The organism is Algoriphagus mannitolivorans DSM 15301 (assembly GCF_000429425.1).
In the GTDB taxonomy this organism is placed as follows: Bacteria; Bacteroidota; Bacteroidia; order Cytophagales; family Cyclobacteriaceae; genus Algoriphagus; species Algoriphagus mannitolivorans.
On sequence record NZ_AUBV01000004.1, the window covers coordinates 1 to 14,659 of the forward strand.

Here is a 14,659-nt window from a genome sequence, read left to right on the forward strand (position 1 = left end):
GGGCTCAGAACTTTTTTCCCAGAACATCCTTGAGAATCTTGTTATCTAGGGCCAGCTCCGCGTACATCTGCTTGAGCTTCCGGTTTTCTTCCTCCAGCTCCTTGAGCCGCTTGAGCTCCTGAACTTCAATGCCTCCATACTTCTTTTTCCAGAGATAAAATGTGCCTCGATGGATACCCAATTCCCGGCAGAGTTCATTTACATCCCTGCCCGATTCATGATCCTTGACTGCCTTGATGATCTGGCTTTCGGTAAATCTTGACTTCTTCATACAGTTTAAAGTTAGTGACTTTGTCGTCTTTTAAACTGTCCAGTTTTTGGGGAAGCTTACAAAACCTAACGATCAAGGTAAGGAAATGTTCAGGATTTCTTTTTTATGGAAGAAAAATATGTCCATTTTTAGCTAATAAACCCATTTTCATGAAGACCATATTAATCCTAGGGGCAGGCAAATCCTCCACTTTTCTCATTGATTATCTGGCTGATTCCTGTGAGCAGAAGGACCGAAGGCTACTTTTGGCAGATATTGAAATTTCTCAGGCAGAGGCTAAGCTTCAAGGTAAAAAAAACACCGAAGCCCGATATTTCAACTCAGAAGATCCCCAATCGAGGAGAGAATTGATCCAGGAAGCCGACCTGGTAATTTCTATGCTGCCGGCCTTTATGCATCCTTTGGTAGCCCGGGATTGCCTCGAACTGGGCAAGCATTTTTTCAGTGCATCCTACGAAAGTGATGCCATGCGTGAAATGAAGAAGGAAATTGAGGAAAAAGGGCTCTTTTTCTTAAATGAATGCGGCTTGGACCCCGGCATCGATCATATGTCTGCCATGAAAATCATCGATAGCGCTCATGAAAAAGGGGAGGAAATCCTGTCCTTCAAGTCCTATTGCGGTGGCCTATTGGCCCCCGAGTCCGAGGACAATCCCTGGAAGTATAAATTCACCTGGAATCCCAGAAATGTGGTTTTGGCAGGCCAAGGAACTTCCCGGTATATCGAAAAAGGGGAACTCAAGTTTATTCCCTACCATCAGTTATTTTCCAGAACCGAAGAATTCCAATTCCCAGGATTGGGGAAATATGAAGGATATCCCAACCGGGACTCCCTTTCCTATCGAAAAGTGTACGGACTGGAAAATATACCTACTCTTTTGCGGGGAACTCTGCGCAGATCCGGCTTTTGCAAGGCTTGGAACATTTTTGTTCTGCTTGGAATGACGGATGATAGCTTTCAAATGGAATTGCCTGAGGGAAGTACCTACAGACATTTTCTGAATGCTTTTTTACCCTGGAGCGAGACTTTATCCGTGGAGGAAAAACTGGCGGAGATTATTCCAAATTTAGATTTTGAAACTTTTGAGAAGCTGCAGTGGCTTGGATTTTTCGAAGCTAGAAAACTCCCTAAATGCTCGGGTTCGCCTGCACAAATCCTCCAGGCTATTCTGGAAAAGGACTGGTCCCTTTCTCGGGAAGACAAGGACATGATCGTGATGCGGCATGTTTTCGAAATCCAAACTGCTAAAGGAGTAAAGAAGCTTCATTCCAGCTTGGCCTATATCGGGCAGGACTCTGTTTATACGGCCATGGCCAAGACGGTTGGACTTCCCTTGGCTATTGCTGTAGATATGTTCTTAGAGGAAAAAATCAAACTCTCCGGACTTCACATACCTGTACTGAAAGAGATATACGAGCCGATTCTAACAGCTTTGGAAGACTTTGGGATCCAGTTTGAGGAATATGAAGAGTAAATAAAAAGAGACTGACTCAAAGATTCTGATTGCCACACTCTGGCCTACAGAAGTAACCAGCTGACGCGGGAAGTTCTTTTTGAGACAGTCTCTCTATTTCTCTAATTAAGGTCTCCAGTCTGCAGGAGGATCTACAGTGGTTCCTGGGACCGTAAGGCAATCATCAGGGATAATGGCCTTGTTTTGCTTGAAGGTCAGATCATCTTTGTCCACATAGATCCTGTGTGTAGATTCGCCGGCGGCGATAAAATAGCCCAGAACCTTCTCATCCGGATTATCCAAACTGATCATGTTGCCTCGAATATTTGCCGGAGGCGGATCGAAAACAGAACCGCTGATCTCCGCTTGCTGCTTGACTAGGCGAAGGAAGCGATAGGCCTCTTGGGTAATTCCCAGCTGTCTTACATCCACCCGGAATTTGTTCACAAACCTCAATCCATCATCCTCGATAAATCCCACCGGAACCTGTGTAGTCAGCCCATTGAAATTGTCATCTATTGCCAAAAACAAGCTTTGGTTATTGGTCGCTTCAGTTTTATAACAGACCGCACAGCAAGCCTTAGGTTGCGGATCTCTTGAAGGATTAGCATCAGAAGGCCTTGGAGTAAATAAATCCGGTCTTGTTTCCAGAATATACACTGAAGTTCCATTTCTCCAGTAGTAATAATTATTCTGGTCGGCAGGATCATTGACTTCAGCTATCAATTGAATTCCGGATTTTGGATTCCCACCTCCCGGCTGATCGATTGTAACTGTTCTTACACCTACTTTGGTCAAAGCAGGCACCGACTCAACTCGCTCCGGAAAGGAAGAATAAAGCTTGCCTTCTGAGGTTTGAATGTACAAAGTATAGGATTTACCAACTTCGGCGCTGAAGCTGGCCGGGGTAAAATAAGATCCACGTGCGTCATTACTTTCAGTCAGAAAAGTGATCTTTCCCTGATCATCTCTGACCACTACCGTAGCTTGAGTGACAGGTCTGATTAAGCCTTGAAAATCACTGCCATAAGTAGCGCTTCGCGTCAGCGTAATGACATGAGGCCCCGGTCCTGAGGTAATCATACCCTCTACGGTGAGCAACTGCTCCCCTTCGGGCACCTCCACTTGATAGGGCTCAATACAGGCTACCGGGAGTAAAAGGATGATATATATGAGTCTTTTAAACATGATTTCAGAATTTGATTGCATAACTCAAACTAGGAAGAGGCACTCCCAAAATTGCCAATCGGAATGATTGCGGTGGAGATCCTGCCACATCGTCAAAGTAAACAGAGAATGGATTCTTTCGGCCGTAAACATTTAGCACTGAAAAGGTCCAATTCCCGTCAAAAAACCGCCCACTGCCTTTCAGCTTAAAATTAACTGATAGGTCTAATCGGTGGTAATCAGGCAATCGATCCTGATTTCTGCTGTCAAAATAGGCTAGACTATTTCCTGAGTAATCAAACTTGGCTTGAGGCAAGGTAACCGGTCTGCCCGTGCTATAGCCGAAAGTTGCAGAGATAGAAGTATTGGTGCTGACCTTGTAATTGCCGATTAAAGTAAGATCATGAGGTTTATCGAAGTTTGATGCATACCAAGCTCCATTGTTGATATTCTCTTCCTCAAAAGGAGTAATGACTCTTCTCAAGGAACGGGAATAGGTGTAAGAAACCCATCCGGTCAGTCGACCCAGGTTTTTCTTCACATAAAGTTCTAGACCATAAGACTTCCCTTCAGCTGGGATCAACTCTGTTTCGATATGATTTTGCAAGATCAGGTTTGCTCCATCCTTGTACTCCACTACATTTTGAAGGTCTTTGTAATACACCTCTACGGAGGTTTCGAATATGTTGCCTCGGAAATTTTTGTAGAAACCCAAAGAATACTGATCAGCAATCTGGGGCCCAAGGAAATTATCGCTCAGCTTCCACACATCCGAAGGAGCAATCGTTGCTGTATTGGAAATCAAGTGGATAAACTGGTACATTTTATTATACCCAGCCTTTACAGAAGTCGACTTGTTGAATGAATACCTGAGGGAGGCTCTTGGCCCAAACCCATCATAAGACTGGATTTCTTCACCCTCACCATACTGGGTTTCAGCGATTGCACTTCCGTCAGAAATCGGCTGATTCTCGGCATACTGGCGCACCGTCCTTGCTCCGAAATACTGATACAGGTCATATCTCAAGCCATAGGAGACCCCTATTTTTTGGCCCAATTCAAATTCATGCTGGAAGTGAGCTGCCATTTCTCTTCCAAACTCATCCTGGACCTTCCTTGGAAGAATGTCCTCATTTCCAGTTGGGATGAGTTCACCAGGTTGAATCTCCAAATCCTTATAGGCACCACCGATTACAATTTTGTTTGTTGGGCTGAAATTGTATCCAAAGAATATCTTCCCTCCCAAATCCTTAATGTCCGAATTGATATTGAAGTCATTGATTCCAGAATTATTGAAAATCCCGTAGTTGTAAAGGGAATAATAACCCAATGCCTCCAGACTTAGCTTATCACTGATTTGACTTTTCCATTGAAAGGAGTGCGCATCGTTTTTCCAGGAAATCGTGGTGTCCGAGGAGAATGCAAAATCATCGTAGCTGGTGTAATAGCTATAGGTGAATTCGTTTTTATCAGAAACAGGAGCACTGATGATCAAATTCCCATCATAGAAATTGGCATTGGAATTCCTGAGGGTTGGGTTGCTCATGGATTGAAGCAGCCAATTGATATAAGAGATCCTGAATCCTCCCAGAATTGACACTTTATCTTTGATCAAAGGTCCATTCAAAGAGATTTTCCCCGAATAATTGCTCACCATCAAATCTGCTCCCCACTTATCGATTCCTCCGGCTTTGGGCAAAATATCCAAGATTGCAGAGCTTCTTCCCCCAAATCTTGCTGGTACCACCGCCTTGTAAAGGGTCACATCATTCACCACATCTGCGTTGAATGCTGTGAAAAGCCCAAACATGTGGGAAGGATTGTAAATAGGAGCTCCGCCAAACTGAATCAGGTTTTGATCCACTCCACCTCCCCGGACATTCAAACCAGCAGAGGCTTCTCCTACTTGACTGACACCCGGAAGTGTGGCTAATGATCTCACAATATCCACTTCTCCCATAAAAGGAGGAAGCTCTCGCATCGTGTTCATGCTGATGGTGACGGCCCCCATATCCGTTGAACGGATATTTTTGTCAGGATCGCGACCGTAAATGACCACGTCATCCAATTCAAAATCTTCCTGGATCATCTTGATGGACATTCGCCCATCTCCCACAGCGGTGATCGGATATTCAATCGTCTCATAACCTACATAGCGAAATACAAGGTTGTACTCCGCCCGATCTACAACCAGCTCGAAGTTGCCATTCGCATCGGTAATCCGGGTGACATCAATTTCCGGTACTGTAACTGTAGCTCCAACTAAGGCCTCCCCGGTAATGGTATCGATGATTCTTCCGGAGATCCGAATGCCTTTAAGTTGGCCGACATCCCGACCCACAACCTCCCGTTTGACAGGAGCATTGGTCTGCTGAGCGACCGCTACCTGCCCAAGAAGAACAAAGAATATCAGTAAAAATTTTTTCATAGTTCTTGGGAGTTAAATAGCGTTAGGTTCAAATTTATACAGCTCAATCGGCAGGTCACCAAAGACCGAAATTTCCGGACTCCTAAGGAAATAGATGGAGCCATTGTATTCAAAATGACCCAGATTGATGCTTTGTGGAAGGCCTGGAATGGTGTTCTTTATTTTCCAGGTGAAGGTGTTCAAATCCAGTTCGTAAAGATCATTTGCTCTTCTATAAAGACCTACATATGCCTTTGTTCCGAGCACCTGGGCGATTCCATAGCCTTGACCTAAGCTTCCCGGATAGGTAGTTTTTTTCGTCCAGGCATTCCCGTCAGGATTAAATTCATAAATATCTCCTGTGGAGCTCGCAACATAGATTTTGTTTTGATAGGTAAAGAATGGATTCTGGGAACTCAGTCCAACAGGGGCATTTGGTAGCTGAACCCAAGTGTTGGTAGTAGGAGAAAATCTCCACACAGAAGTGGTAGAATTAAGAGTTCCTCCCATCACGTACAGCATTCCATTTAGCTCCACAGCTACTTGCTCCACACTTACAAAAGGAAGATCTGGAAGTCTGGTGAAAGCACTTCCATCTATTTTGTAAAAGCTTCTTTCCAAGCTGACAATCTGCCGGTCCACTTCTAAAGCTCCCCCTCCCAAATAGTTGGCGGTGGCAAAGGAATAAGACCTAGGATTACCTGGAAATGCAACTTCAGACCAAGTCCCTGTCTGAGGGTTGAATCGCTTAATCTTGGTATAATTTCCTCCTAACCTGATCAGTCCCAATCCTACATGGAAGCCTGCGGAATTGTAGAAAAATGTAGTGTTGTACACCCTAAAGCTTTCTGGGAAATCGGACACTTTGGTGTATTTCCCGCTTTGATACTCAAATTGCTCTGCAAACTGAAAGCTTTTCCCCTGCACTTCGATTCGAATCGGAACTAAGGCAGTGCCTCCCGAGGCAGGTACTCTGACCGTAATCCTTGATTCAAATTGGTTGCTGATCACCTGTGCTTCTTGGGTACCAAAAAAGACTTTACTGCCTTCTGGAATATTTCTTCCAATCAGACTGATGTTGTCCCCTACTTTGGCAAATTTTGGAGTGAAAGACTCCACCACTGGGGTAAGCATTTGGATCCGAACTGCCTGTCCAGTGATTTCTTGACCTTCGACGACAGAAAAAGCCTTTACCCAATAATTCTGGGAGATTTTCAGACCGGAAGTTTCTCCGATAAATCTTCCAGGGCTTTCTTTTGTTCCTAGGGAAATGGTGATTGGTGAGCTAAACGCCTCTGTCTCAGAAACAATAAATCCGTGATCGCTGGCTAAAACCTCCCGATTGGTAATCAGGCGTCCAGATATCCGGATTTTATCTCCTCCGACGAAAAGAGCGTCTTCTGTAGTGACGATAATCGGAGTTTCTACCTCGTCAGTACAAGCCCATCCAACCCAGAGCAAGCATAGAATGCTCAAAAACAATAATTTTCGCATGTAAGGTGGTAGTTGAATAGGCTCCAAAAATAGAAAAAAGGGCTATGAATTCAACTGAGCCAAAGAAATAGGCTGATTTTTTAACCAAAATCAACAATCTTTTTGCTTCAAGCTTCAATAACCCAATAAAAATCCACTGATCAACTGCCGATATTCCTCCGTATAGCTTCCATCAGCATTTTTCAGCACCAAATTTCTCGATTTTGATTTTTGCCCAGAAAATGAGAATGCACTGACCTCTCTCAACACCCGGGAATCTTCCCGATCGCGAATGATTACCCGCTCAAACTCATCTAATCCTACCCCTTTAAATACCCCTCTAAGTTCCTCCATTTGACGAGGAGGAAGGATGATCCAGATTTGTCCATTGGGTTTGAGCAAGGCTTTTGTATTCGTTGCCAAATCAGCAAATGAAAGCTCATCGGTATGCAAAGCCTTATTCCTTTTGGGGTCGGGGGATTTTAAATGATCTGAAAAATAAGGCGGATTAGACACTATAAGGTCAAATTGATCTTCACTGCTATAGTCCTGAAATCTTCCATAAAACAATTCAAGCCGGGATGAAAACGGACTTTCCTCAAAATTCTCCTTCGCCTGCTCGGCAGCATCTGAGTCGATCTCCACCGCAATAATGTTGGCTTTAGGAGCTCGCTGGGCCAGCATCAGAGCTACCACGCCTGTTCCTGTGCCGATATCCAGAATATTTTCCGCCTTCCCACAATCTGTCAAAGCACCCAGCAAAACTGCATCGGTGCTGATTTTCATGGCACAGCGATCTTGGTGGATTTTAAACTGCTGAAACTGAAACCAGGAGTTGCCCATCAAGTTCGGGCTTTACTGAAAAGTCTTGACGCCAGATTGGGTTTGTCTTCCCGGAAGTTTAACTCCTCTTCCGAAACTCGCTTGACGCTTTCGATGGTATAGAAAGCTTTCTCTTCAATCTTTTTCACCTTCGCAATAAAGTCATGCATCTGATCCCGCTTCATGACGGTAAAAAGTAAATTCACCTTTCCATATCGTCCCTCTGCTCCCACACTGGTAAAGCGGAAATTGTGTTCCTTCATGTATTCGATCAGTTCTGGAAGTGGCTTGGGGGTGATCACCCGTACCAAAACTCTACCCAGCGCCAATTTTTCATCCAAAGTCATCCCCACATAAGTGCCAGTGGCAAATCCACCAGCATAAGCTAGGTAGGACAGGGGATTATTCACATTTTGGAAGATTTGGCCGATGGCCAAAAGCCAAATAAGTGCTTCAAAAAAACCCAGAATGGGGACGATATTTTTCTTTCCGTTCATCATAAACATGATGCGGAGCGTATTGATAGAGACATCGCCGATCCTTGCCACAAAGATCAGCAAGGGCATCAGCACATAATTCAATAGGTTTTCTGAGATTCCCAGGTAATTAAATAGGTCTTGCATGCTTCAAAAGTTCGAGCACAAAATTACCGCTTTCCCGGGAGAGGAGACAGAGAAAAATAGAATAATCCAGCCTAGATTTTTTTATCCCTACCAGCTGGTAGCCCAAACGCAATGAATTGGATGGTCATCAGCAATAAAAACCAGATCAGAATATTCCAGTTGTCAAAAAGGTCCAAGGAAATTCCAAAAATCAAAGGTCCCAAAGCCGCCAAAACATATCCTGCACTTTGGACCATTCCCGAAAGCTTCGCGGTCGTCTGATCCTCAGCAGTTCTCAGGGAAATCAAGGTGTAGGCAATGCTCAAGCTCGCCCCGCTTCCGATTCCAATGATGGTCAGAGCAGCAAAAATGACCCATTCCGAAGAAAGAAACAATGCCCCAAACCCAATCAAATACCCCACCCCGACGATCAATATTACAGGAGATTGCTCCTTCAGCTTCATGAGGAGATTGGGTGCAAAAAAAGTCCCGATCAAGGAGATCAACTGCATATACGACAAGGCCAAGCCGGCATTGACAGGACTCATTCCCTTGGCGATAAGCATATCCGGCAGCCAGGTGACCATCGTGAAGTACATCACTGACTGGGCTCCCATGAAGAGCGTCACCTGCCAAGCTAGCCTGCTTTTCCAAACATTTTTTCCCTTGAAAATATCTCTTTGAAGTCCAGTGCCATGAGAACGCAGTTGAGGAATCCAGACCACCAAGGCCAAAATCATCAGTCCAACCCAAGAAGCTAATGAACCCCTCCAACCCCAGCCGAGATCCACTGCCAGAGGTACGCTAATTCCAGAAGCAATGGCTGCAAAAAGGGACATTCCTGTAGATAGCAGTGCAGTCATCAGGCCAATTTTCTCCGGAACTCTGGCCTTGAAAAAGGGGATCATCAGCACGTTTGCTATCACGATCCCAATTCCGGTAAGCGCCGTACCGAGATAGAGCAATTCTATTCCTCCCAAAACTCTGAGTACTACACCTACGGAAAGCAAAGAAACCCCCAAGAATATTGCCCTTCCATGCCCCAATCTCTTACCGATACTCGGAGCGAAAAGTGAGAAAAGGGCAAAGGTTAATAATGAGAGAGTCGTCAAAAAACCGGCAAGCCCATTGGAAATGTCCAAATCCTCCCGGATAAAGGGAATTAAAGGCCCCACCGAAGCAATCGAAGTCCTGAGATTGATTGAAATCAGGATGATTCCAAGGTAAAGGAGTGCCTGGTTAGTGGGTTTGGACATGAAGGTAATGTCGATTTTTGAATTGCGATTTACGATGTTTTTTTGAGACTTTGGACCTAGTCTATCCACCAACCCAAAACCAGGATTTCACTAAAAATGGTCATACCGAAAGAATCAATTTTTGGAGAGAAGACAGCGAAATCCAACTACAGCTCGCTTTTCAAAATCCGAAACTGTATTTCATTAAGGCAGGAAGAAACGGAATGATGAAAGGCCGATTTAGGTCCGGGATTCCACCAAGTCTTTGACACATTCCACCCAAGTATCGTTGGAATTGAGACTTGGCACCAAGTCCCATTTTTCGCCTCCCTGTTCTAAAAACTCCTCTTTGTATTCCTGTCCCACTTCAATGGTGGTCTCTAGACAATCGGCCACAAAAGCAGGAGAAAATACCAATACTTTTTTCACGCCTTCTTTGGCCAAATCATGAATCACATCCTCCGTGTAGGGCTGAATCCATGGATCTTTTCCTAATCTTGATTGAAAACAGGTCAGAGTTTTCTCAGATGGTATCCCTAATTTTTCGGCCAATAATCGGGTGGTATGAAAGCACTGAGCCCGATAGCAAAACTGGTTTTTGGAGGTGTATTTGTTGCAGCAGGCGCCCAGCTGGCAATAATTTTCCACACTTCCTTTTTTGATTTGTCTTTCGGGCAATCCATGATAGGAAAAGACAAATTTCTCATAGGAATCTTTGGCCATCATTTCACGGCCCAGTTCAGCCCAAGCTTCTAAAAACAGGGGATGTTCCACAAAATTGTTGATGAAAGTAATCTCCGGAATCAGCTGCCAACCCCGGGCAATCTCCATCACTTTGTCCATTACCGATCCATTGGTTGCTGAGGCATATTGAGGGAAAAGAGGCAATACAATGATTTTCTTCACCTTGGCTTTCATCAGTTCCTCCAGGCCTTTTTCGAGGCTAGGATTCTGATAGCGCATCGCCATGACCACGTGGTACTTTGATGAGTCTAGCTTTTTGACAAGTTTTTCTTTCAGATCCTCGGTATGGAAAAGCAAAGGAGATCCACGGTCGGTCCAAAGCTTTCGATATTCTCCCGCAGATTTAGGGGCTCGAAAGGGAGCGATGATCAGGTTGACCAACATCCATCGGGGTACTGCAGGAAAGTCAATCACCCGACCATCCATGAGAAATTCCCTCAGATACTTTCTGACATCTCCAGTTTGGGTGCTATCAGGCGTCCCCAAATTGACCAACAATACTCCGACTTTGGATTTATTACTTGACATGAACGAATTCTGTTTTCAGGAAGAAAGCCCAAAATTAGCCCCTTTGTTCGAAAAACCTTATTGAATATTCTGATGAGCGATTGACAGAAAGCTTAGATTTTGAGTTTTTCCGCCCAGCCCATGAGCGGCCCAGCCATGATGCTGGAAATTAAAGCCAGAATTACTATTCCGATAAATAGAGACTCAGAGACCATTCCATTTTCCAAAGCAATCAGGCCCAAAATGATATCCATACTTCCTCTGGTACTCATACCAAAACCAACTACCATGGCCTTATTTCGCTTCACTCCAGCCATAATTCCGCCCAGATAAGCTCCAAAAAACTTGGTTAAAAACCCGACAATAACCACCACCCCCACTACTCCCGGATCAAAGGCTTCGATAAAATTCACCTTCAGCCCAATGCTGACAAAAAAGATCGGAGCGAAAATATTGTTGATAAACTGGTGAAGAATCTCTTTGGCTTTTTCGGTGGCATGCTCAGAATCCCCAATTGCCACCCCTATGATAAAAGCCCCGAAAATGGCGTGAATGCCAATAAACTCTGTAAAAGAGGCGGCCAAAAAACAAATCGCCAAAGAAAGGGAGAGCAAGCCTCCTGGCCAGGCTAATTGCTTATTGGTCCAAGGCAAAACCCGATTGATCAATCCTTTTCCCAAGGTCAGCATAAAGACCGTAAAAAGCAGCGTCAGACCAATTGTGGGCCATACGCCCAAGCCTTCGGAGCCATTTTCAGAAAGGGAAAGGATCACCGAGAAAATAATCCAGCCCACCACATCCACCACCATGGCGCTGGCTATTATCAATAGGCCTGTTTTCGTTTTGAATAAATTCAAATCCATTAAGACTCTGGCGACTACCGCCAAGGCTGTGATGGAAATTGCCAGCCCAAAAAAAGTAGAGGCCACAGCCCGATCGTTGATATTTACTCCCAAGAACTCCGGAAAGGCGTAGGCAACCACAAAGCCGGCAATAATGGGCAATGCCATAGAAGTCAGGGCGATTTTAAGCGCATTTTTCCCTTGGCTCCATACCACATGGAGTTCCACTTCAATCCCAGCAATAAACAACAATAAAACCACCGAAATCTGCACCACCCCATCCAGAGCAATGTTGGTCATTTCATGGCTATGGAACAGCCCCATCTGGAAATCCGGAGCCAAATAACCCAAGATCGTAGGTCCCATGATAATCCCTGCGATGATTTCCCCGACCACGGCAGGCTGTTTCAATTTGCGTGCGATTTCGGCAAATATTCTAGCCATAATCAGCATGGCCGCAAGTTGAAGGAGAAGGTTTATGACCTCCTTATGGTTTAGAGTTTCCATGGAGGTTTTTATTTTTTATAAATCAATAGATTACAGGGTAAGGTGCTCAGTAAGTCTTCTAAGTCATGGGGGAAAAGCCTGTCCAAAAAGGTGAGACTCCGATCATCCCCAACGATCAAAAGGTCAGCTTCAATTTTTTCACAAAACCGGGCTAGCTCGGTGGCCCAGCGACCGCCGGTGACCTTGATATGGATTTTCAGACCACCAAGGTCTAAGCCTTTAAGGTTTTCTTCGACATAAGCGATTTCATCCTGTACCAGCTTTTTGCGGGTTTCGGAGACTTCCCCTTCCGTATCTTCACTGGCAGTCCCCATCAGAAGTCCGTACAATTTGATCTCGTTGAGAATGGATACATTCTTGGATGAAACAGCCTTTGAAAATTCCACTCCATGCCGGATTACATCGGGGGTGATTTCAAGCTGAGTTCCATTGATGACTACTTTTGAAAATTTGGTAGTCTCCTTTTTGGGATCTATCAAGGTAAGGACAGAACAGGGAGCCTTTCGGATGATTTTCCTACCCACAGATCCCAAGTAGTATTTTAAAAAGCCTTCTTCCTTCAAAGCCCCTGAAACCAAAAGATCTACATTTTCTTCTTTGCAGGCCTCCACGATTTTTTTGGAAGGCTTTCCCTTCTCTTTCCATAGCACCTTTGTCTTGGTTTTATCGACTCCCAGTCTGGTCAAAATATCGTCCAGCTTAGTTTCCAATTCATCGGTTTTCACCCCGACATGAATTAGGATCAACTCACTCTGAAATAGATTGACCAAATTTTGAACTTCCAAAATCAGGGCCTCCATTCTGGGGGAAAAGGCAATGGCTAAAGCAATCTTACGGTACATAAAGGATCAGCTTATTCCTTTCAAATAAGCCATTTTTATTGAATCTGCCAATCTAAAAAACCGACAATACCACTTATCCTTTTCCTGTTCCGCTGGATCGCGTCTAAAGTAACCGATCAAATCAAGAGGCTTTTCTCCGTAAATTTTCATTAAAATTCAGCTTAAAATTTAGAAATAACCCATTCCTACTCCTATGAGAAAACTCCTTCTGACGGGGTTCTTGTGTGGAAGTCTTCTCGGGGCAAATGCCTTGGCTCAAGACTACCCTACCCTGAACCAAGTAAGCCAGAGGCTCCAAAAACTTGGATCAAATGCCAAGGCGGAACTCAAATCCCTCACCAAGACTGCCGGGGGAAAAGACATTTATGTCCTGAAAGTCGGGACAGGAAAAATGGATGAAAAGCCTGCCATAGCAGTGCTCGGTGGTGTCGAAGGCTACCATGTCCTCAGCGTGGAGCTGGCCTTGCAGTTTGCCGAAAAGCTGATCAATGAAAAAAGCCAGGCTCTGGAAAGCACCACTTTCTACATTTTTCCCAACATGTCTCCGGATGCCTATGAGCAATACCACGCTGCGCTGAAATACGAGCGCCGTGGAAATGCAGCCGCTGCGGACCACGATCGGGACGGCACTCCAAATGACAATGGCTATTCTGACCTGAACGGAGATGGCTTCATCACCTGGATGCGCGTTGAAGATCCGCTGGGAGAATGGACTACTTCCAAAGAAGACCCGAGAGTATTGGTCAAAGCTGACCGATCGAAAGGGGAGGCTGGTAAATACCTTGTCTTCAAAGAATCCAAAGACGATGACAAAGACGGGAAATTTGCAGAGGACCCCAAAGAAGGCATTGCCTTCAACAAGAGTTTGACCTATAAATTCCCGGTTTTTGAGCCATTAGCAGGTGATATTGCCGTTTCTCAAGCCGAAAGTCGGGCACTGTTGGATTACCTTTTTGAGCAGTGGAACATCTTTGCATTCGTGACTTTTTCCCCCGCAAACAATCTAAGCGCACCGCTTAAATACAATGCTGGAGAAGCAAGAAAGCGGGTTGTCTCCTCGATTTTGGAAAAAGATCAAGCGATCAATGCCATGGTGTCTGAGATGTACAACAAGACCGTGAGCCAAAAACCTTTCCAGCAAAACAACCAAGGAACTGACGGGGACTTCTTCCAATGGGCTTATTTTCATTTTGCCCGGATGAGCTTCTCGACTCCCGGCTATTGGACTCCGGAATTCAAAGGCAAAACCAACGCCGAAGCAAACTACCTGGCATGGTCTGACTCTTTGGGCTGGAATTCATTCGTGCCATGGACAGAGGTCAAGCACCCAGATTTCCCTAACAGAAAGGTGGAAGTCGGAGGCATCAAGCCCTTTGTCATGAGTAACCCTCCTTATGAAAAAGTCGGGGGAATCGCCGAGGAACATACTGAATTTATCCTCAAGTTGGCAGCAATGCAGCCTAAACTCGAATTCCATAACTTGAAGACAGAATCTCTGGGTAATGGATTGACCCGAGTGACCCTTGACTTATTTAACAACTCTCCACTTCCTACCCACACGGATATGGGGGCGAGATCAAGATGGCTTCGCAAAATTAGGATGGATTTGGACGCTACTCCGGACAAGGTTATTTCCGGAGATAAAATCAAGCTGATGGACTCCTTGGGAGCCTATGAAAAAGTCACTTTCTCCTGGATTCTGCGTGGAACAGGAACATTCACTGTCAAAGCAGGCGCAGCTCATACCGGATTTGCAACTCAAACTCTTAAACTCTAAGCCTTGAAA

11 protein-coding genes and 1 pseudogene are annotated in these 14,659 nt (G+C 44.9%); 2 read left to right on the forward strand and 10 right to left on the reverse strand.

Annotation, left to right across the window (positions count from 1 at the left end):
• Positions 1-10: 10 nt before the first annotated feature.
• A pseudogene (locus G458_RS0102465) lies at positions 11-271 on the reverse strand (transposase); the annotation flags it as partial.
• Between the two features lie 149 nt (positions 272-420).
• Between G458_RS0102465 and G458_RS0102470 the strand changes: the two are divergent.
• Positions 421-1,746, forward strand: coding sequence for a saccharopine dehydrogenase C-terminal domain-containing protein (locus G458_RS0102470; RefSeq protein ID WP_026950499.1), 1,326 nt, complete (start codon positions 421-423; stop codon positions 1,744-1,746).
• A gap of 105 nt (positions 1,747-1,851) precedes the next feature.
• Here the strand turns inward: G458_RS0102470 and G458_RS0102475 are convergent, their stop codons facing one another.
• From G458_RS0102475 to G458_RS0102525, 9 genes are all read right to left on the reverse strand, one after another.
• Complete coding sequence (locus G458_RS0102475; RefSeq protein WP_026950500.1) at positions 1,852-2,913, reverse strand: DUF4249 domain-containing protein; 1,062 nt, start codon at positions 2,911-2,913, stop codon at positions 1,852-1,854.
• Positions 2,914-2,917: 4 nt separating this feature from the next.
• The gene (locus G458_RS0102480; protein WP_026950501.1) at positions 2,918-5,320 is read right to left on the reverse strand and encodes a TonB-dependent receptor; all 2,403 of its coding nucleotides are present in this window, start codon (positions 5,318-5,320) and stop codon (positions 2,918-2,920) included.
• 12 nt (positions 5,321-5,332) lie between these two features.
• Positions 5,333-6,793: an IPT/TIG domain-containing protein gene (locus G458_RS0102485; RefSeq protein ID WP_084438808.1), complete on the reverse strand. Its 1,461-nt coding sequence runs from the start codon at positions 6,791-6,793 to the stop codon at positions 5,333-5,335.
• 114 nt (positions 6,794-6,907) lie between these two features.
• A complete protein-coding gene (locus G458_RS0102495; protein WP_026950504.1) occupies positions 6,908-7,615 on the reverse strand; it encodes a tRNA1(Val) (adenine(37)-N6)-methyltransferase in 708 nt (235 codons plus the stop codon).
• Positions 7,615-8,217 (reverse strand): DUF2179 domain-containing protein, encoded by a 603-nt coding sequence (locus G458_RS0102500; RefSeq protein WP_026950505.1) that lies wholly within the window; start codon positions 8,215-8,217, stop codon positions 7,615-7,617. The genes G458_RS0102495 and G458_RS0102500 overlap by 1 nt, the downstream gene beginning before the upstream one ends.
• A 71-nt stretch (positions 8,218-8,288) precedes the next feature.
• Positions 8,289-9,452: a CynX/NimT family MFS transporter gene (locus G458_RS0102505; RefSeq protein ID WP_026950506.1), complete on the reverse strand. Its 1,164-nt coding sequence runs from the start codon at positions 9,450-9,452 to the stop codon at positions 8,289-8,291.
• Positions 9,453-9,671: 219 nt separating this feature from the next.
• A complete protein-coding gene (hemH, locus tag G458_RS0102515; RefSeq protein ID WP_026950508.1) occupies positions 9,672-10,703 on the reverse strand; it encodes a ferrochelatase in 1,032 nt (343 codons plus the stop codon).
• Positions 10,704-10,795: 92 nt separating this feature from the next.
• Positions 10,796-12,031, reverse strand: coding sequence for a cation:proton antiporter (locus tag G458_RS0102520; RefSeq protein WP_026950509.1), 1,236 nt, complete (start codon positions 12,029-12,031; stop codon positions 10,796-10,798).
• 8 nt (positions 12,032-12,039) lie between these two features.
• On the reverse strand, positions 12,040-12,873 hold the full coding sequence (locus G458_RS0102525) for a universal stress protein (protein ID WP_026950510.1): 834 nt from the start codon (positions 12,871-12,873) through the stop codon (positions 12,040-12,042).
• A 193-nt stretch (positions 12,874-13,066) separates the two neighbouring features.
• On the opposite strand from G458_RS0102525, the gene G458_RS0102535 reads away from it, so the two are divergent.
• The gene (locus G458_RS0102535; RefSeq protein ID WP_026950511.1) at positions 13,067-14,650 is read left to right on the forward strand and encodes a M14 family metallopeptidase; all 1,584 of its coding nucleotides are present in this window, start codon (positions 13,067-13,069) and stop codon (positions 14,648-14,650) included.
• Positions 14,651-14,659: the final 9 nt, after the last annotated feature.